An 18,605-nucleotide genomic window follows, 5' to 3' on the forward strand; every position below is an offset into this window, starting at 1 on the left:
CCTTATCGTACCATTTCCATGCGGAAATGGCAGTTATATGACTTCACTTTTTAAAGAAATTTTAGCCTTTCCTTCACGGAAGGTGACGAACTTTTTCTTCTGTTCATCCCATAAGCGGAATCGGAGCGATTTCAAGCTTGTCATTAACGTAATGGTCGGTACATGCTGCAATGGCTTCGTATCCATATGAGCATCGGCGAGCTTGTAATTTGGGACCCTTGGGCTTAAATGATGCACATGGTGGTAGCCAATATTCCCTGTCATCCATTGAAGAAGCTTTGGAAGCTGGTAATAGGAGCTTCCTTCAACGGCCGCTTTCACGTATTCCCAATCCTCATTCTCTTCAAAATAGGAATCCTCAAAGGTATGCTGGACATAGAATAGCCAAATGCCTGCAACACCCGAGAGATAAAAAATGATTCCTTGGATCATCAAGAAGGCTTGCCAGCCTACTAAATAACACATTAACGCCCAAATAGCTGCAATGGCCGCATTCGTGAAATACGTATTCCTTCGTTCCTTCTTTCCGGCATTTTTGCGATTAAAGCGATTGCTGATTAAAAAGGCATAAATGGGTCCAATTCCAAACATGACTAGTGGATTCCGGTACAAGCGATATTGGATGCGAGTCCACTTGGACGCTTGATAATATTCCTCCACCGTCAGCATCCACATATCCCCGACTCCGCGCTTATCCAGGTTGCCGCTGCCGGCATGATGGACATTATGGCTGTGCTGCCATTGTTTAAATGGGAATAAGGTCATAATTCCGCTGATATTCCCAAGAATCACATTCGCTTTTCTGCTTTTAAAGAAGGAATTATGGCAACAATCGTGGAAGATAATAAAGATTCTCACCAAAAAACCTGCAGCCACCACGGCAGGCGGAATCATTAGCCATACCGAAACAGATAAACCTAGGTAAGCTATATACCATAAGAGGATAAAAGGTACGAACGTATTCACTATTTGTTTAACGCTCTTCTTCGTTTCCGACTTTTCATACGGATTCATCGATTTTCGCAGTCGAAGCTGCTCTTCTTTCATTTTCATATCGTCCCATCCCTTATTCTTTATTGATTGTTCTTTTCATACATTATAGAAAAAGGAACAGAGATTTGGCAGACATAGCTGTCATAGCGCCTATATGACATTTGTCATGTACAGGCCTGTTCTCAACACGTCAAACCCTTCTGTGGCGGGGATTATGCACAACTAAGCAATACACTTTTTTTCAAAAAAATTACACTTTTGGGCAAGCTTACGGAGGAAAAATTGAACCTTCAAAAATATGTGAATGGGGGATGATGAGTGGTTGAACCAACAAAGCAATTACATGAATTCACAAAAATTCGCGATGAACACATCACTGATTAGAACAAAGCATTGTCCCCAGGCACTTACTTCATTGGATTGAATATCTAATGAAGATTATGTTGTTTTCTTTTAGGAAGTAAATGACAAACCAATCATTCTTACCAAACAAGAAGTAATACCCGGAATGGAGCAATCAATCAGCCATTTTTCAGGAGCTAATAAGCGGTTTGATAACAGAGTTATTCGTCTTCAAAATAACGAAAAGGCCGTTGTATTATATGATCAGTTAATAAGAATGAGGAAGTAGCAGCAAGACTATTAATATTCGAAAACTGCTATTCATTAGTTTGGGACGGCTTTTTCACCATCATAAAAGATGATAACTTCTTATGAGGGATGGTAGGAGCATTCACACATCAATACATCAAAAAACTCCGCACAAAGGCGGAGCTATATGATTCAACTATTATTCTATCATTTCCTTAATACCGCACAGCCGTATTGCGGCAGCACGATTTCTCCTCTTATCGCTTCTCCTGTTTCTAAGTCTGTAAAGACAGCTTCCTTGTCTTTAAAGGTAATCTTCTGTTCTTCCTCTGTGAAGTTCATGACAAAGTAGAAGGTTTCAGATTCAGAGACACGAGCTTGGATGGAGACACCTGTTTCATGATTCGCCTCAAGCACTGGAGATAGGCCTAGCTCAACGGCTAATTTTCCATAGAAATCAGTGTGGAAGGCTCGTTCATTACGAGAAGCGATGAAATATGATTTACCTGCTCCAAACGAATTGACCGCTAAGGCAGGAGCTCCTGCATAGAAGTCATCCATATAGGATGCTTCTTCGACTGCCGTCTCTAACGTGATTTGGGCACAATAATCATGCGCCTTATATTGTCGTCCGTTAAAGCTCACATGATGGATTTCAGATGGATAGAGCGTATCCGTTTCTGTGATCGTTAACCCAAGTACATCCTTCAACGGACCTGGGAATCCTCCTAGGAACGTCAGATCATTCTCGTTGACCATACCGGTCATATAGGTTGTGACGAAATGACCCCCGTCTTTCACGTACTCCGTGATTTTCTCCGCGAAACCAGGCTGAATAAGATACATCATTGGCGCAATCACCAGTTTATAAGAGGATAAATCCATATCCGGCGTGCATACGTCAACTGGGATATTACGGTCCCAAAAGGCTCGATAATGCTGCTGGAGCGTTTGCGGATATTTCTTATCCTTATTATTGAACCCTTGCGCATCATTAAGGGCCCAGTTATTCTCCCAATCATAGATAATAGCTGCCTCTGCCGGGCGGTTCGTGCCAACAATCGGCTGCATGTGTTGAAGCATTTCACCGACACTTGCGACCTCCTTGAAGACACGATTATTCTCGCTTCCATCATGGTCAATGACCGCTCCATGAAGCTTTTCCGAGGAGCCTCTTGATTTACGCCACTGGAAATAGAGGACGGAATCCGCTCCATGAGAGATGAATTGCATAGATGATAGCCTATGCATACCCGGTCGCTTCGCCTTGTTGACCTCATGCCAATTGACTAAGCTTGGCGTGCATTCCATTATCAAGAACGGCTGCTGCTTAATGCTACGGTATAAATCATTGATAAAGCCGACTTTCATCGCCAGTTCATCTGTCGATTCCCAATCATTATGCCAGGCCGGATAACAATCAAAGCTGATGACATCAAGATGTTTGGAGAACTCCCCGTAATTTAAGCTTTGGAATGGAATTAAATCAAACGTATCCGCCATGTAATTGGTTGTAATCGGTACAGCCGGCGTTATTTCTCTTAACGGCCTGATTTCATTTTGATAGAAATTGATTGTCTGGTCCGTTACGAAACGGCGCCAATCAAGGTTCAAACCATGGACAGTATTCTCCCCATTCTTAGACGGAGATTCAATTTGTTCCCAGTCAGTGAAGGTATGGCTCCAGAACGGACCCCACCAGGCATCATTCAATGCCTTCAAATCACCGTTGTACTTCTCTTTCAGCCAGCCCCTGAATGCTGTCAGGCATTTATCACAATGGCATTCTCCACCATATTCATTGGAAATATGCCACATCAATAATCCTTTACGATCTTGGTAGCGCTCCGCAAGACGTTTATTGATTTGAGCGGTCTTATCCCTGTACACAGGCGAAGTGAAGCAATGATTATGACGACCTCCATGCAGCTGTTTCACCCGCTCCCCAGATACACGCAGTACTTCCGGATATTTTTGGGACATCCAAGCAGGTCTTGCACCGCTTGGAGTAGCAAGGATGATATTCCCGCCCATCGCTTCAATGCGGTCGAAAATGTCATCAAGCCATTCAAACCGGTAAACACCCTCCTCCGGCTCTAATGCGCTCCAGGCGAAAATTCCCAATGAGAATGTATTTGCTTTTGCCATCTTCATGAGTCGGAAATCTTCATGAATAATTTCGGGATAATCAAGCCACTGATCCGGATTATAGTCTCCCCCGTGAAGCATTTCCCTTGCTTGGGTGATATATGTTTTATTCGTAAGTTCCATCAGATTCCTCTCTCTTTCCTCATTATTAACCTTTCGTACCACCAGCAGTTAAACCAGATACGAATTGCTTTTGCAGCAAGATAAAGACGATTGCAACTGGAATGGAAATTAGAATGGCCCCTGCCGCAAATGTCGTGTAGCTTGCTCCCATTTTGTCGCTTACCAATTTATACAGACCAATTGGCAGGGTGTAGTATTCAGGCGAACGGAGAATCGTACTTGATAAGATAAAGTCTCCGAGAGGCCCCGTAAATCCATTAATCGCCACCACAGAAATCATTGGCCGGGAAAGCGGCATGATAATCTGCCAGAAAACACGTGTATGACTTGCCCCGTCAATGCGCGCACTCTCATCCAGGTCATAAGGAATACTATCCATATAGCCTTTCATCAAGTATGTATTCATCGGGATTAGCCCTCCTACATAAATGAAGATCAGGAACCAATGACTGTTGATTAGCCCAAGCAATTGAGCCAGAACGAAGATGGCAATCAGTGCCGAGAACTGCGGAATCATTTGTAGCAGCAAGAATAAAGTCAGACCGTTCTTTCTGCCCTTAAAGCGGAATCTTGAGAAGGCATACGCTGTATAGCTGACACTTAAGACCGAGATGATCATTGTGATAATGCTGATTTTCATGGAATTCATGAACCATTGCGTGTACATGATTCCGCTTGACGGGTCAAACAGCGCTCGATAATGGTCCAAGGTCGGGTTTTTCGGGATTATCGTCGTACTAATCAAGCTATTCCCCGGGTTAAAGCTTGCCCCAATTGTCCATAGCAGCGGATAAACAATGATGATTGTGACAAATATACACAAAATATAGGCCAGGATTAATGTTTTGTTCATTTTACGCTTCATCTTTTAGGCCTCCTCTTTAAACGAACTGCTTCGTCTAAACTGCCAAAGGGCAATCAGAATGACAAAGATGGATAGAAGTATGGTCAACGCCGCCGCTAAGGCATATTGGCTTGATTGCATCGTCAATTTATAAATCCATGAAACTAGAATATCCGTACCGCCGGCTGTGGAACCTGGCAAGGCCGGTCCACCGCCGTTGAATAGGTAGATGATATTAAAGTTATTGAAGTTAAATGTATATTGTGTAATGATGATCGGCGAAATAGAAAACAGCAATAATGGCAGAGTAATCTTCCTAAACTTCTGCATCGTTGTTGCCCCGTCAACGGTAGCCGCTTCATATAAATCTTCCGGTATCGATTGCAGGACACCTGTCGTGACAATAAAGATATATGGGAAACCAAGCCATCCCTGCATAAGGAGCAAGGCAACCTTAGACCACATGGCATCGGTCATCCATGGAATCGGCGATATGCCGAAGAATGAAAGAATCGTATTATTGATCGCACCAAAGCTGTCATTGAACAACCCAGCAAAGATTAAGATGGTAACGAACCCTGGCACAGCCCATGGAAGAATGAAAACCGTCCGGAAAAATCCTTTAAATTTCAATTTCTTCTGGTTAACGACAACCGCAAGCAATATCCCGATGAATACTTGCAGGGTAGATGCCACAATTGTCCAGACGATTGTCCAGCCCATAACATCAAAGAAGGTTGAGCGCCAAATATCCACGGTAAAGATTTGCTTGAACGTATCGAGACCTACCCAATCAAACAAATTTGCCGGTGGAGAATGGTAGAGATTATAGTTCGTGAAGGCAAGTGCAAAACTAAATAGTATCGGGAATATCACGGCAAAAATCAAGATGAAGAGGGACGGCCCGCTGACAAGATACGGATAACCCTGCTCAACTAAGTTACGGTAATGCCCTCTTAACGAATCAAGTGGCAGGTTTTCATCTCGTTTTTTGCCGTTTATGTAGGCATCTCGGATATTCCAGTAATAAATGGAGATCCCAAACAGTGCGACAATCACGGCAATGATTCCTTCCGCTAAAAGGAACACGGAATTATCTCTTGGAACCTCTGTTCCTAGGGTCAACAAGCCCCAAAATCCCATATTGAAGAGGTCTTTAAACGCAAGAAGGAAGGAAATAGTGATAACGAAGAAGAAGATTCCTTTTACTATTTGCTTATTATAAATTTGGCCTGCACCCGGAATAATGGAGAGGATTGCCGCTCTTTTTCGATGAATAGTCGAGACAGCTGCAGCCTCACCGCTATTTTGGTCATTTTTCATGCTAAACACTCCTTAATCGGTATGAAAGGAAATACAATCACCTTTCAATTGCATTCCCTTCATACCAACAGGTCTTATTGGTTTGCTGAATGGTTCGCTTCAATTTGCCCTTCGATTGTTTCAACTGCGTTATCTAAAGCTTTTTTCGGTTCAGCTTTTCCAGTTGCTACGGTTTGAAGAGCCGCATCAATTGGTGTCCAAACTTCAGCCATTTCCGCGATGTTCGGGGTTACTTCGGAATATTTTGATTGCTCAGCTACGGCTTTCGCCGCTTCATTTTCCACGATAGCCGGATCATCAGCCAAGGAAGCTACAGCTGGGATTTCTTGCGTTTTTTCATAACGGGTTTTAGAATTTTCTTCATTAGAGATAAACTTCACGAATTTTTCGGCCAGCTCAGGGCTGTCAGAATAAGAGGAAACATTGTAGCTCTTTACTCCAAGGAATGCACTCATATGCTCTCCATTAGCCAATGTCGGCAATTCAACAACACCGTAATTAATGCCGGCTGATTTGTATGGTTCTAAGTTCCATGGACCTGAAATAACCGCTGCTGCTTTTCCTTCTGTGAATAGGGAGTCAAGGACATTGATTCCTTGTTCACCAATAATACCGGATGGAAATAAGCCGTCAGCATAGAATTTTCGAATCTCTGTCACGGCTTTGACAGCGCCTTCATTATTAAGACCAAGATTAGTAGTTTCATAGTTTCCGTTTTCATCTTGAGCAAATATGTAGCCGCCATAAGGAACAATCAAGCTTTGTGCATAATAGATTTGATCCCATAGAGCGAGCAAACCGTAGTTGCCGCCTTTTGTCACTAATTTTGAATAGTCGTACCATTCATCAATGGCTGTTGGGAGTTCATCCTCTGAGATAAGGTCTTTATTATAGTAAAGAACCGTTGTTTCAACTGCTTTCGGCAATCCGTATACTTTTCCATCTACAAGTTGAGAGCTCATCGCTGATTCTGTGTAAAGCTCTTGCTCTTCCTTAGATAAATCTAATTCCTTCAATAATCCTTCTGTAACAGCTGTTCCAATTTGATCTCCCGGGATTGTGATAACATCCGCACCTGTGCCAGCGGCCCCATCCAAGCGCAATGCTTCTATTTGGTCAGCATAAGCCATCTCTTTAACGGTTACTTTGACATCGTACTCTTCTTCGAATTTCTTTACCGCATCTTCAATCCCCTGTGTTTTGCTAACATCTTCCCAAACGAGGAGCTCTTTCTTTTCTTCAGATGTACCCGAGCCCGAGCTTGAGTCTGAGTCAGGACCGCAGGCAGCAAGTGCAACGGATAGGCCCAGAATGGTCGCTGAAATACCCATGATCTTTTTAGTAAACATGTTTGTAACCCCCTATCAAAAATGGAAGCGAAAACGCTTTCTAAAACAAAAATAACACAGAGCATTTGTTTAGTAAACAAATATAGTTAAAAATTTAATTATTTTCAGAATACACACAAAATAAAAAATAGCCTGCAAGCATAATAACTTGCAGGCATATGATTAAATTCCATCTTGCAGCAATGTACTTTTTCGGAAGACAGGATGAGAGGACATTAATACCTTAAGCGGCATTTCCCTCCCACTCGCCATCTTTTCATTTAACATCTCAAACGCGATGTTCACCAGCTCTTCCCCGCAAATATGATAGGTTGTAAGCGGTGGCGAAACATAACTGGCAATCTGTATATTATTTATGCTGAAAACACTCACCCGGTTTGGCACTTTCACGTCCCGCTCATTCAATGCCTGGAGCGCGCCGATTGCAAGTGCATCCGTAGCAATGAAAAAGGCGGTAGGCAAATCATCGCCAAGCTGTTCAATCGCTTCGAGCATCCCATTATACCCTTCCTTAAGCGCGGCGTTCTTACGAATGAATATATAGGCCTCGTTTAACATTCCGTGCTCCTCCATCTCTTGACGGAAGGCTTTTTCCCTTGGGTCCTTTTTGAAGATGCCGCTGTCTTTATCCACATCGTACATCCCGAGCATCCCTATCTTGGTATGCCCTTCCTTAACAAAGAATTGGATGATTTTGCGCGTGAATTTCTCCACATCAGGCAGGACGGAATCAAAGACATCATCATTAGGCGACGTATCAATGAAAACTACGTTCGGCGTGAGCTTCTGCAGATGATCAAGCTCGCTTCTCGTGAATGCCCCGATCGCAATAGCCCCTTCTATATCAGCTGGCACGGCCTCTATCCCTTCCTCTGGCGTCACTCGGACAAGTTCAATCTGCCGCTTCTCCACCTGATTTTCCACAGCAAGACGCATCGTCTTGAAATACACATCCTCAAGCTCGGTAATTTCAGTTATCCAATATAAAAAGGCAATCTTCGTCATGAGCGGCTTTGACACCTTTTTCTTATAATTCATGTTTTTAGCCGTATGAATGATTCTATTCCTCGTTTCATCCGAAACTGATAACTTTGGATTATTGCTCAATACCCCTGATACGGTCGCAGGAGATACCCCCACTCTCTTTGCAATTTCGCGAATTGTTGCCAATTCCCCCACTCCCTTATGGCTTTTTTTGTATGTATACGTAAATAGTAGACAATTTTCACTGTATTTCAAACTGTTTTCCCCTATTATAGCATTAAAACAATCAGGATACACCCTTTATAGTAAACATGTTTACTAAATTTTATACCGATTACATTTTTCATAAGTGTAAGGTTTTTTTGATATAATAGATGGAGACCAAACAAGCATGAGGGTGATTGACAGTGGAAGAACAAGAACAACAGCAGCAATATGATCTCGATAAAATCTATACATATAAGGAGCTTCCGGATAAAATAGCCGGTCGATGCGATAATTGCGGAAATACGCATTTTAAAAGCTCCGTGAAGGATATGGTATTTCTTCGGGAATGCCGCAAGTGCGGGATGAAGAAGTCGATATAAGCACAAAAAGATGGTTCCTATGAGGAACCATCTCAGACTGTCGACAAAATGGACTGAGAATTCTTTTATTCTCAGTCCATTTTTTGATTTTTTGCTATTTCCCCCCAAGACAGACCTCTCCTGCTCTTTTTTTTAGGCCATTTTTGGCGTTTTCCACAGCCAATTGGCCATCTTCTTCAGGTTCATGGCAGCAAAAGTAAGCATCGCCTGCATGGACAATTTTTCAATTCCCCTAAGGGTTGTCCACCGCATTCCATGCTTTTCCTTTGCATCGGCAAAGACTCGTTCGATTGTCTCTTTGCGCCTTGCATAGATGATTTTATTCTCTTCTGTATGACGAAGGTGGTCAGCTTCCTCCATGTGTTCCTCCCATACATGGCGTTGAATCACCTTCTGATGATTTTTGCTTTGAGTGCAACGGGATAGAAATGGACAGTCCTTACAGTGCAGGGGATTGGATACATACTGACGGTAACCTTCTTTTGTTGTCGTACGATAAGGTAACTCTTGTCCTCTCGGACAAAGATAGCAGTCGTAATATTCATCGTAGATAAACTCGGTCTTTTTCAAGAAGCCATCTTTCGTTTTAGGCCTTGTATAAGGGAAAGCAGGGCGAATTTCCTTTTCCAGCAGGTATTGGGCAATGGCCGGGGTCTTATATCCAGCATCAGCGGCTACAGCGCTTGGTCTTCCGGTGTTCTCCATAACCTTTTCCATCAACGGTTCAAACATGGTACTGTCATGAATATTCCCTGGTGTCACGATGGTCCCCAGGACAAATCCATTGCGGTCGGAGGCTGCGTGAAACGAATAGGCAAACTGCTTGGTTCGCTCATCTTTGACATAGTACCCACTATCCGGATCGGTCGTACTCTCTTTGATTTCTTTCCTCTCTTCTTTTTCGAATTTATCTGGAGGAAACGGCTTCTTTCCATGTTCTTCGCGGTCACGATTGATTTCTAGATTCAATCGTTCCTGATAGGCTTTCGTTTCTTTGCGAACAACCTTTTTCTCAAACTTACGTTTGTTAGCGCTTGCCTTCACATGGGTAGAATCAATAAATACATGTTCTGGTTTGATGAGCTTTTTGTTCGCTGCCTGATGCAGAATTTCACAGAAAATCTGTTCAAATAAATCGGTGTCCTTAAAACGACGCTCGTAGTTTTTACCGAAGGTAGAAAAGTGAGGAACCTTATCATGAAAACCAAATCCCAGAAACCAGCGATACGCCAGGTTGGTTTCAATCTCTTCAATTGTTTTACGCATGGAACGAATACCGAACATGTACTGGATAAAGGTCATTTTAATGAGAACAACAGGATCAATACTGGGGCGACCTCGTTCAGCCGAATAAGCATCCTCGACTAATGAGTAAATGAAGGAGAAATCAATGGTGGCTTCGACTTTCCGAACCAAATGGTTCTCAGGTACGAGTTGATCTAATGTAATCATTTCTAATTGTTCGCGGTTTTTAGGGGTATATTTGGTTAACATGTCATCACCTTCGATAAGAATCGTTAACTCATTATACCAAAATGAGGAAAAATCTGTTTTGTATGTGCTAATTATTATGAAGCGCAGACATCTATTTTTGGCAGAATGGGCGAGACTCCTGTGGGAGAAGGAGGCAGGCTGATGACAGCTCTTGCCGAAGGCGAGCTGGCTCAGCGCTTCCCCCACGGAAAGCGAGTCCATTCTGCCGAAAATAGCTTTCACGTCCATATGGGATGCAAGAGTATAAAAAAACTGTAGACCAAACCCTTAATGGATTTTGTCTACAGTCTGAGATGGTTCCTATGAGGAACCATCTTTTTTACGTTTTACGAAGCCATTTCTTCTTTCCGTTGAATCATTTGGCCTTCCTTCGCTTTCTTGCCAAATACATTAAAGATGAGGTTAAGAGCGATTGCTGTCAGGCCGCCTGCGACAATCCCGTTCTCTGTAAGAATGCGTAAGCCTGAAGGCAGGTTTTGGAACATTTCAGGTACGACTGAAACACCAAGGCCAAGGCCGCATGCACAAGCGATAATCAAGAGATTCTCCTGGGAATGAAGATCAACCTTACTTAGCATTTTGATGCCCGCTGATAATACCATACCGAACATCGCCACCATCGCACCGCCAAGAACGGCACTTGGAATGACCGTTGTCAATGCAGCAATTTTCGGGCTGAAGCCAAGGATGACCAAGAACGCACCGGCTGTGTAAATGACATTTTTAGAGCGAACGCCGGACATTTGAATTAAACCAACGTTTTGGGAGTAGGTCGTATAAGGCAGCGAGTTGAAGATACCTCCTAGAACAATTGCCAGCCCTTCTGCTCTGTAGCCTTTTGCGAAATCCTTCTCCTCTAATTTCTCTTCACAAATATCTGAAAGAGCCAGATATACCCCTGTTGATTCAACAAGGCTGACCATTGCGACCAGAATCATCGTTAAGACGGGGATTAATTCAAAGGACGGCATCCCGAAATAGAATGGCTGTGGCGTTAATAATACGTCCGCATCGAGAATTGCTTGAATATCCACCTTGCCCATGAATGCCGCGGCAACGGAGCCTGCAATCAAACCAAGCAAAATAGAGATTGCTCTTATAAAACCAGTAGAAAATTTATATAAAATAACAATGAACAGCAATGTACCAAAAGCGAGCAATATGTTAGAAATTGAACCAAAATCACTTGCCCCTTGTCCCCCAGCCATATTATTCATGGCAGTAGGAATCAAGGTCATACCAATGATTGTGACAACAGATCCGGTTACCACCGGCGGGAAGAAAGCTAATAGTTTACTGAAATACTTACTAATTAAGATAACAAATAATCCAGATGCCAAAATTGCTCCGTAAATGGCTGGAATACCATAATCCCCGCCAATCGCAATCATAGGCCCTACTGCTGTAAATGTACAACCTAGAACAACCGGGAGGCCAATTCCAAAGAATCGATTCTTCCATACTTGCAGCAATGTGGCAATTCCGCACATTAAGATATCAATAGACACAAGGTGAGTGAGCTGTTCAGGTGTCAGTCCGATGCCGCCACCGACAATCAAAGGAACAATAACCGCACCTGCGTACATCGCGAGCACGTGCTGCAAGCCAAGTGACGCTGTTTGCCATTTATTAGCCTTCATGGATGAGTTCCTCCTCTTTCTTGAAGGTTACCATTCCACCTTCAAGCGATTCAATTCTAGCGAGCGATTCAACGCGATAGCCTTTCTTACGAAGATTTGCTCCTCCGTCCTGGAATTCCTTCTCAATGACGATGCCAATCCCGGCAATCTTCGCACCAGCCTGCTTAACAAGGTCAACAAGACCGAGAGCCGCCTGACCTTTTGCCAAAAAGTCATCAATAATAAGTACGGTATCTTCTTTATTCAGGAATTTACGCCCGATGCAAATTTGATTCTCTTCTTGCTTAGTGAAGGAATAGACGGATGCTGTATACAAATCATCCTGCAAGGTTAGTGACTTCTTCTTACGCGCGAACAGAACTGGAATCTGTAATTCAAGTCCTGCCATTACGGAAGGAGCAATACCGGAGGATTCAATCGTCACGATTTTTGTAATTCCCATTCCCTTAAATCGTTTAGCGAACTCTTTCCCAATCTCGCTCATTAATTGCGGATCCAATTGATGGTTTAAAAACGTATCCACCTTAAGGACGTCATCTGATAGCACTTGGCCTTCTGTCATGATTTTTTCTTTTAGTTTTTCCAAAGTCGTCTTCCTCCAATTTCCCTTTAGGCAATCGCATATCATCATATACAAAAAGGACCCATGAACTGCTGCGTACCTAAAAGTGGGTAACACAACAATTCACAGGTCCTATAAACATATGGGACTGTCAATCTATAGGCAAATCAAATCAATGCCAGCTGTTCCCACTCATAGTCAGATTATTTTGGCGCCCTATGCGCACTGGTAATCCGGTAGATACTTGCAGGCCATATCCCTGCGATTATATGAGTGCAATGTCGTTTTTTGAATATGAATTGAATTATAGCAATCTTTTACCGGAATGGGAAGTATTTTTCGCCAGATAATTCACAGGAAAAATCATGCAAATCCTTTTCACATAAATACGGTAATGACTAATATAGTAAGCAAAACAACTATCAATGCTGCCGCGTTCAGGATGATTGAACGAATCTGTGCACGCTCTGGCATATATCCAGCATAAGCTGCGTTAAGTAAATAATAGCCTGTCATGATCATGAACAGCATGACGAAAACCAGAAAATATCTTACTTCAAACAAACTCAACAGTCCTCCCATTGAACGTTTGTTTACAGTTCATAAATCGTTTCGTATTTTTGCTTAAGATACTCCACCAAATATTGAGGGTTTAAATCTTCGCCTGTCGCCAGCTGAATGATTTCCTTTGGCGTTTTTCTTTTCCCGAATTGGTGCACATGTTTTGTCAGCCAGCCCTTGATTGGTTCGAGATTTCCTTGTTCAAGAAGTTCGTCAAACTCCGGAATTTCCTTCAGCATAGCCGCCTTCAGCTGTGCAGCATACATATATCCAAGCGCATAGGATGGGAAGTAACCGAACATCCCCCCTGCCCAATGCACATCCTGGAGAATCCCTTCCCCGTCATGCTCAGGTCTGATACCTAAGTATTCCTCGTATTTATCATTCCAAAGCTTAGGAAGCTCTTCGACAGATACTTCGCCATTAAAGATCATTTTCTCAAGCTCATAGCGAATCATAATATGCAAGGCATAGGTAAGTTCGTCGGCTTCCACACGAATTAACGACGGTTTTGATTCATTAATCGCTTCATAGAATGTGTCTAAATCAATCTTGTCAAATTGCTCTGGTGAGGCTTGTGTCAATTGATTGTAATGACTTAACCAGAAATGTTTGTTGCGGCCGATAAAGTTTTCGAAGAAGAGGGACTGGGATTCATGGATACCCATCGATGTCCCTGTGCATAGAGGTGTACCCTCTAACGCTTTATCAATATTCTGTTCATACACAGCATGCCCGCATTCATGAATCGTTCCGAACACCGCTACCCGGAAATCGGATTCATCATACTTCGTTGTAATCCGGACATCATTCGCATTCAGAGCAGTCGCAAATGGATGCACAGTTGTGTCCAGCCTGCCAGCCTCAAGGTCATAGCCTAATTCTTTAATGGCTTTCATACAGAATTCACGTTGATTGTCCTTATCGAAATGCTTATAAATAAAGTCTGTGTTGAGCTTTTTCTTCGATTCAGCTATTCTCTTCACTAACGGGACAATTTCAGCCTTTAGGGCACCAAATACCTCATCAAGCACCTCGACCGTCATGCCCGGCTCATACATATCAAGCAGGGCATCATATGGCCGCTCCTCTTTGCCCCAATAGCGAATGAAAGTCTTGTTTGTTTCGATCAATTGCTCTAAATATGGACGGAAAAGTTGATAATCTGCCTTGTCCTTTGCTTCCTCCCAGATACTTTCCGCCTTTGACTGCAGCTGAACGTATTCCTTGTACTCATCAGCTGGGATTTTGCTCATGCGACCAAACTCAAGACGGCATTCCTTCACAATATCCTTAATCATTTCCTCCTCACCGTCATAATCGGCAAGCTCCTTTAAGTATTTCTCCATCTTTTCTCCAGTCGCCATTTCAAAATGAACCTTCGATAGGATGGAAATTACCTGGCTCCTTTTATCAATGGTTTTTTTCGGTGCACCAGTCCGCAGGTCCCAGCCAATTAATGCAGAAGCCTCACGATAGGCATCCATTGTTTGTATGTATTCCAGAAACTCTTTTTCTATTTGTGTACTCAATGCTCTCTCCTCCTCACAAAACTATACAGATAATTCTATCACAACATGGCGACAGCACTCCCTGCAAAATAATGTCCTTACATCATTCGCTATTGCAGACGAATTTCCCTCTAATCCTTTGGAGGAATATTTAGTTTCAATGATTTCATCTCCTCCTCTGCGGTAAATGAATAGGTGATTAAAGGGTCTTCTGGCTCCCCTGCACCTGCCGGCTCTTCTTTTAGTCCCTTATACATTCCTTCTATGGAATCATAATCTGTGCGGTAAATCTTCAGTGTATAAGCAGCTCCAATTGTCACATCCATTTCAAATTGGCCCTTTTTTACGATGATGGACATAGCTTGCGGCAATGAAGCTACATGTCCATTTTGAATTCCGTTGGTCAAAATCTCCACCAAGTAGCTTTCTAAAGTACTGCTCTTTTCCTGAATAGAGACCGTTAACCTTTCAGTTGAAAGGGATGGAGAATTGTTTTTTGGTATACAGGCTGCCAGCATAAGGGGCAGGATGAACAGAAAAGCAAGGCTCTTTTCCAAGAAACGGATCCTCCTTTTGTCTATATAATGGGCGTCTAGCTAATTTAGATTGATTGTTTTATTATTGACTCGTTTTTCTACCATAAGTTCGAAAAAATTTCGTATTCTCGTTAATTCTTCCTCCAGCCAGTTCATTTTTGTTCTAACGGCATATATCAAGCCCTCATTTTTACTGCATTCTTTAGGATTTCTTGTTTTATAGGCGATTTCCTGCTATTTATGGGCGAAAGATTTCCGGTATGGGCTATATTCCCGGGTTATGGGCGGACAAACAAATCTGCGTATGGGCGATATCCCTCGAGTTTAGGCGAAATAACAAGCCTTTGGGCGATTGTTCCTTGTGTATGTGTATGGGTGAAAATCATTTAAAGAGCGATATCCCCTTTCTACAAACAAAAAAACGCTGAGCAAAGGCTCAGCGTTTCATTAACATTATTCAGTTTCAGTTACTGTCTTGCGAGGCGGTCTCTTGCCCCAGTATTGATAATAATCCGTACGGATGAAGCCGTTAAAGAGCTTGCGCTTCTTCGTTGCCGGCTTTCCGTAGAATTGCTCGAAGTTCTCATCAGAGGTCATCATATAAACAGACCATGTGTCATACGGTCTGAGGACCTCGCCCATTTCCTTATACATGCGTTCAACAGACGGACGGTCGCTTAATCGCTCACCGTACGGCGGGTTACCAATAATGACGCCATATTCCTTTGTTGTCGTGAAGTCCTTTACCTGCATTTGCTTGAACTCAATAAGGTCAGCAAAGCCGGCCTCGAGGGCGTTGTCCTTCGCAATTTGAACCATACGGTGGTCAATGTCATAGCCGGAGATATCAAGCGGCTGGTCATAGTTCGCTAGTTCATCCGCTTCATCACGGACCTTATCCCATATGCTTGAATCGATCATCGGCCATGTTTCAGACACGAATTCACGGTTAAATCCAGGTGCGATATTCTGGCCAATCATGGCCGCTTCAATCGCGATGGTACCTGAGCCGCAGAATGGATCAACAAGCGGGCGATCTGGTGTCCAGTTCGTGAGTTTTACTAGTGCTGCAGCCAAGGTCTCTTTCAGAGGCGCCTCCCCTTGTCCGGTCCGGTAGCCCCTCTTATGAAGTGCCTGCGGTCCAGTCGTATCAATCGTAAGCGTAGCACGGTCTTTCAATAGTCCAACCTCAATTCGGTACAATGGCCCATTTTCATCAAGCCAGCCGTCCTTTTTATACGCTTTTTTCATGCGTTCAACAATCGCTTTCTTTACGATAGCCTGGCAATCTGATACGCTGAATAATTTGGACTTAACCGATTTCCCAAGGACAGGGAATTCAGCTGTTTCATCTAAATAATTCTCCCATGGGAGCTTCTTTGTTTTCTCAAATAGCTCATCGAATGTGTACGCCTTGAACTCGCCAACAAGGATCTTCACCCTGTCAGCTGTCCGGAGCCACATATTCGCTCTCGCAATGGCGGTTTCATCCCCTTCAAAGAGGACCCGTCCATTTTCTACTGTGCATTCATATCCTAAGTCGCGCACTTCCTGCGCAACTAACGCTTCAAGCCCCATAGCGGCCGTCGCGATTAATGTCATTTTCATAATTTCACCCTATTCATTTACTATCCGTTTGCGCCTTTAATGATACAACTACCCCCCGCCTATTGCAAACCTTATCGAGGAAAAAAGAAATCGATCTTTTAGAAGCTTGGCTTCATCCACAGCTTGGAGAAATCAGCATGCCCGAAATATCTGGTCTCTACATCCATGAGGTCATCCGTAAACAGAAAGCTTCTCTTAGAATAATAAAGAGGAACAGCTCGTGATGTTTCTATCAAAAAGCGTTCCATCTCGATATGCAGGGGCATCCACTCCGATACAGCTGTCATTGCATACCGTTTTAGCCACGCTTCCATATCAACACAGTCATCAAGAACGGATTGAAGAGGAGAGGTGCCGCCAAACAGGAACTGAAAGAAGGAGAACTTCTGGTCCATCTCAAACACCTCTCCATGGAAGAAGATATCGCAGCCATAGTCATTGATGCCATTATCGAGTGTGTCTGCAAACGGTACCTGTACCAATTCAACAGGACATCCAGCTCTCACAAGAATTTCTCTAAAGCGTTCGGCAGTCTGCCTGCTATATTCACTCATTTGAATCACCAGCGGTTTACGAAGGACTGGACAGTTTATTTCTCCCAGCTCATATGGCTGACTGATTCCTGCAAGAAACCCTTGTTCATTCGGAATCAATCTTGCATCAATCTCTCGAAGCTGCTGCCTGAGCTTTGTCACTTGAAAATGAAGAAAGTGTCTCACATCATCCCGGGCAATGTCCGAATCCCGATAACTATTCATGATAATCAGCCCAAATCCAAAATCGCTGTCTACTTTATACGTCTCATAATTCTCCGATTGCGCGGACGACCGGTAGAGATTCTCAAAATCCCTCGGCACCTGTACATATTCAATTTCATCTAAAAAGGCACGTTCCTTATAATATTCCTGAAACGCATGCAGCAACGTCTTTGTGTCATCATTTCTGACAATAGAGAAGCTGCCTGTTCCGTATAGACTCCCTCCAGCTTCTTTATAAATGCTCGCGGCCATGATTCCAAGGAGATGAAGAGCGTAGTGGCATGGATAGCGAAATTCAAGGTCTATCACATAGGGACTTCTTGCCTTGATTGCTGAGACAGGCGCCCACATCCTTTCATAAAATGGATGCTGACTCATCTTCCTAAGACAGTCACATACATCCTCCGCTGACATGGGGGAACCGTCATGGAACTTTACACCTTTCCGCAGATAGAGACGCAGCCTGGCATCATTCAGCTCCCAGCTATGCGCCAGAGCAGGATGTACGCTGCTGTGTTCATCAACTGATACAAGCCGATCATAGACATTAGCAACCAGATTGGCACTATGGACATCCCGCGCTTTTAGCGGATGGGTCGTTATGAAGGGTCTCTTTCTCGGGATAATCAAACGGTCTTCTCCATCCTTCTCATAGCCGAGCCGGCTTTGAAAGTCACTCACAAGCCGAAGCTTACAATCTCTCGACCAATCCAATAAAAGGTGACGGGCACATTCCTCTATCTTACCGTCCTTCATCACCTCATGTACCCGTTTCTCATAAACCGCTTCCACATCCTTAAGCCATGTAATCTCAGAGTACCTCCCGCGACCTGTTCCTCCTTTATAGTGCAGCCATCCTTCCTCATGCCATTTGTGTAAATAGCGTGTGGTTTGTTTCGTACTTAAGGAAAGCAAATCAGCCAGCTCACTGATTTTGACCTTCCCTGTGCGGGTATGCTGCCAAAGCGTAAGTAGTTTCGGTTCCACACACAT

General features: G+C 43.4%; 15 protein-coding genes and 1 riboswitch. Of the genes, 1 reads left to right on the forward strand and 14 read right to left on the reverse strand.

Features of this window, described 5'->3' with window-relative positions; translation table 11 throughout:
* Positions 1 to 33: 33 nt before the first annotated feature.
* From desA to ACY8DX_RS12715, 6 genes are all read right to left on the reverse strand, one after another.
* Positions 34 to 1,053 (reverse strand): Delta(5) desaturase DesA, encoded by a 1,020-nt coding sequence (gene desA, locus ACY8DX_RS12690; RefSeq protein ID WP_049670613.1) that lies wholly within the window; start codon positions 1,051 to 1,053, stop codon positions 34 to 36.
* Positions 1,054 to 1,791: 738 nt separating this feature from the next.
* Positions 1,792 to 3,855 (reverse strand): beta-galactosidase, encoded by a 2,064-nt coding sequence (locus ACY8DX_RS12695; RefSeq protein ID WP_462405324.1) that lies wholly within the window; start codon positions 3,853 to 3,855, stop codon positions 1,792 to 1,794.
* A 25-nt stretch (positions 3,856 to 3,880) separates the two neighbouring features.
* Positions 3,881 to 4,720 carry a galactooligosaccharide ABC transporter permease GanQ gene (locus tag ACY8DX_RS12700; RefSeq protein WP_462405325.1) on the reverse strand — a complete coding sequence of 280 codons (840 nt, stop codon included), beginning with the start codon at positions 4,718 to 4,720 and terminating at the stop codon, positions 3,881 to 3,883.
* Positions 4,721 to 4,723: 3 nt separating this feature from the next.
* Entirely contained in the window at positions 4,724 to 6,022 is a 1,299-nt protein-coding gene (locus tag ACY8DX_RS12705) for an ABC transporter permease subunit (RefSeq protein ID WP_462405326.1), read from the reverse strand.
* Positions 6,023 to 6,096: 74 nt separating this feature from the next.
* Entirely contained in the window at positions 6,097 to 7,371 is a 1,275-nt protein-coding gene (locus ACY8DX_RS12710) for a galactooligosaccharide ABC transporter substrate-binding protein GanS (protein WP_462405327.1), read from the reverse strand.
* Positions 7,372 to 7,533: 162 nt separating this feature from the next.
* Positions 7,534 to 8,610 carry a LacI family DNA-binding transcriptional regulator gene (locus tag ACY8DX_RS12715; protein ID WP_462405328.1) on the reverse strand — a complete coding sequence of 359 codons (1,077 nt, stop codon included), beginning with the start codon at positions 8,608 to 8,610 and terminating at the stop codon, positions 7,534 to 7,536.
* A 152-nt stretch (positions 8,611 to 8,762) separates the two neighbouring features.
* Here ACY8DX_RS12715 and ACY8DX_RS12720 point away from each other — a divergent pair, with 152 nt between their 5' ends.
* Positions 8,763 to 8,942: a DUF8096 family protein gene (locus ACY8DX_RS12720; protein ID WP_049670612.1), complete on the forward strand. Its 180-nt coding sequence runs from the start codon at positions 8,763 to 8,765 to the stop codon at positions 8,940 to 8,942.
* A 132-nt stretch (positions 8,943 to 9,074) separates the two neighbouring features.
* Here the strand turns inward: ACY8DX_RS12720 and ACY8DX_RS12725 are convergent, their stop codons facing one another.
* The 8 genes from ACY8DX_RS12725 to ACY8DX_RS12760 form a co-directional block, all read right to left on the reverse strand.
* Positions 9,075 to 10,436 carry an IS1182 family transposase gene (locus ACY8DX_RS12725; protein WP_462406939.1) on the reverse strand — a complete coding sequence of 454 codons (1,362 nt, stop codon included), beginning with the start codon at positions 10,434 to 10,436 and terminating at the stop codon, positions 9,075 to 9,077.
* A 326-nt stretch (positions 10,437 to 10,762) separates the two neighbouring features.
* On the reverse strand, positions 10,763 to 12,076 hold the full coding sequence (locus ACY8DX_RS12730) for a nucleobase:cation symporter-2 family protein (RefSeq protein WP_049670611.1): 1,314 nt from the start codon (positions 12,074 to 12,076) through the stop codon (positions 10,763 to 10,765).
* A complete protein-coding gene (locus ACY8DX_RS12735; RefSeq protein WP_049670610.1) occupies positions 12,066 to 12,662 on the reverse strand; it encodes a xanthine phosphoribosyltransferase in 597 nt (198 codons plus the stop codon). Before ACY8DX_RS12735 ends, ACY8DX_RS12730 begins: the two co-directional genes overlap by 11 nt.
* Before the next feature lie 151 nt (positions 12,663 to 12,813).
* Positions 12,814 to 12,931, reverse strand: a riboswitch (purine riboswitch).
* 85 nt (positions 12,932 to 13,016) lie between these two features.
* Positions 13,017 to 13,202, reverse strand: coding sequence for a hypothetical protein (locus ACY8DX_RS12740; protein WP_462405329.1), 186 nt, complete (start codon positions 13,200 to 13,202; stop codon positions 13,017 to 13,019).
* Between the two features lie 29 nt (positions 13,203 to 13,231).
* A complete protein-coding gene (locus ACY8DX_RS12745; RefSeq protein ID WP_049672849.1) occupies positions 13,232 to 14,686 on the reverse strand; it encodes a carboxypeptidase M32 in 1,455 nt (484 codons plus the stop codon).
* Positions 14,687 to 14,841: 155 nt separating this feature from the next.
* Positions 14,842 to 15,267, reverse strand: a complete 426-nt coding sequence (locus ACY8DX_RS12750; protein WP_462405330.1) for a hypothetical protein — start codon at positions 15,265 to 15,267, stop codon at positions 14,842 to 14,844.
* Positions 15,268 to 15,699: 432 nt separating this feature from the next.
* Positions 15,700 to 16,854, reverse strand: a complete 1,155-nt coding sequence (locus ACY8DX_RS12755) for a THUMP domain-containing class I SAM-dependent RNA methyltransferase (RefSeq protein ID WP_439802307.1) — start codon at positions 16,852 to 16,854, stop codon at positions 15,700 to 15,702.
* Between the two features lie 98 nt (positions 16,855 to 16,952).
* Positions 16,953 to 18,599, reverse strand: coding sequence for an ABC transporter substrate-binding protein (locus ACY8DX_RS12760; protein ID WP_462405331.1), 1,647 nt, complete (start codon positions 18,597 to 18,599; stop codon positions 16,953 to 16,955).
* Positions 18,600 to 18,605: the final 6 nt, after the last annotated feature.

The sequence above is a fragment of the Gracilibacillus sp. Marseille-QA3620 genome (assembly GCF_054950035.1).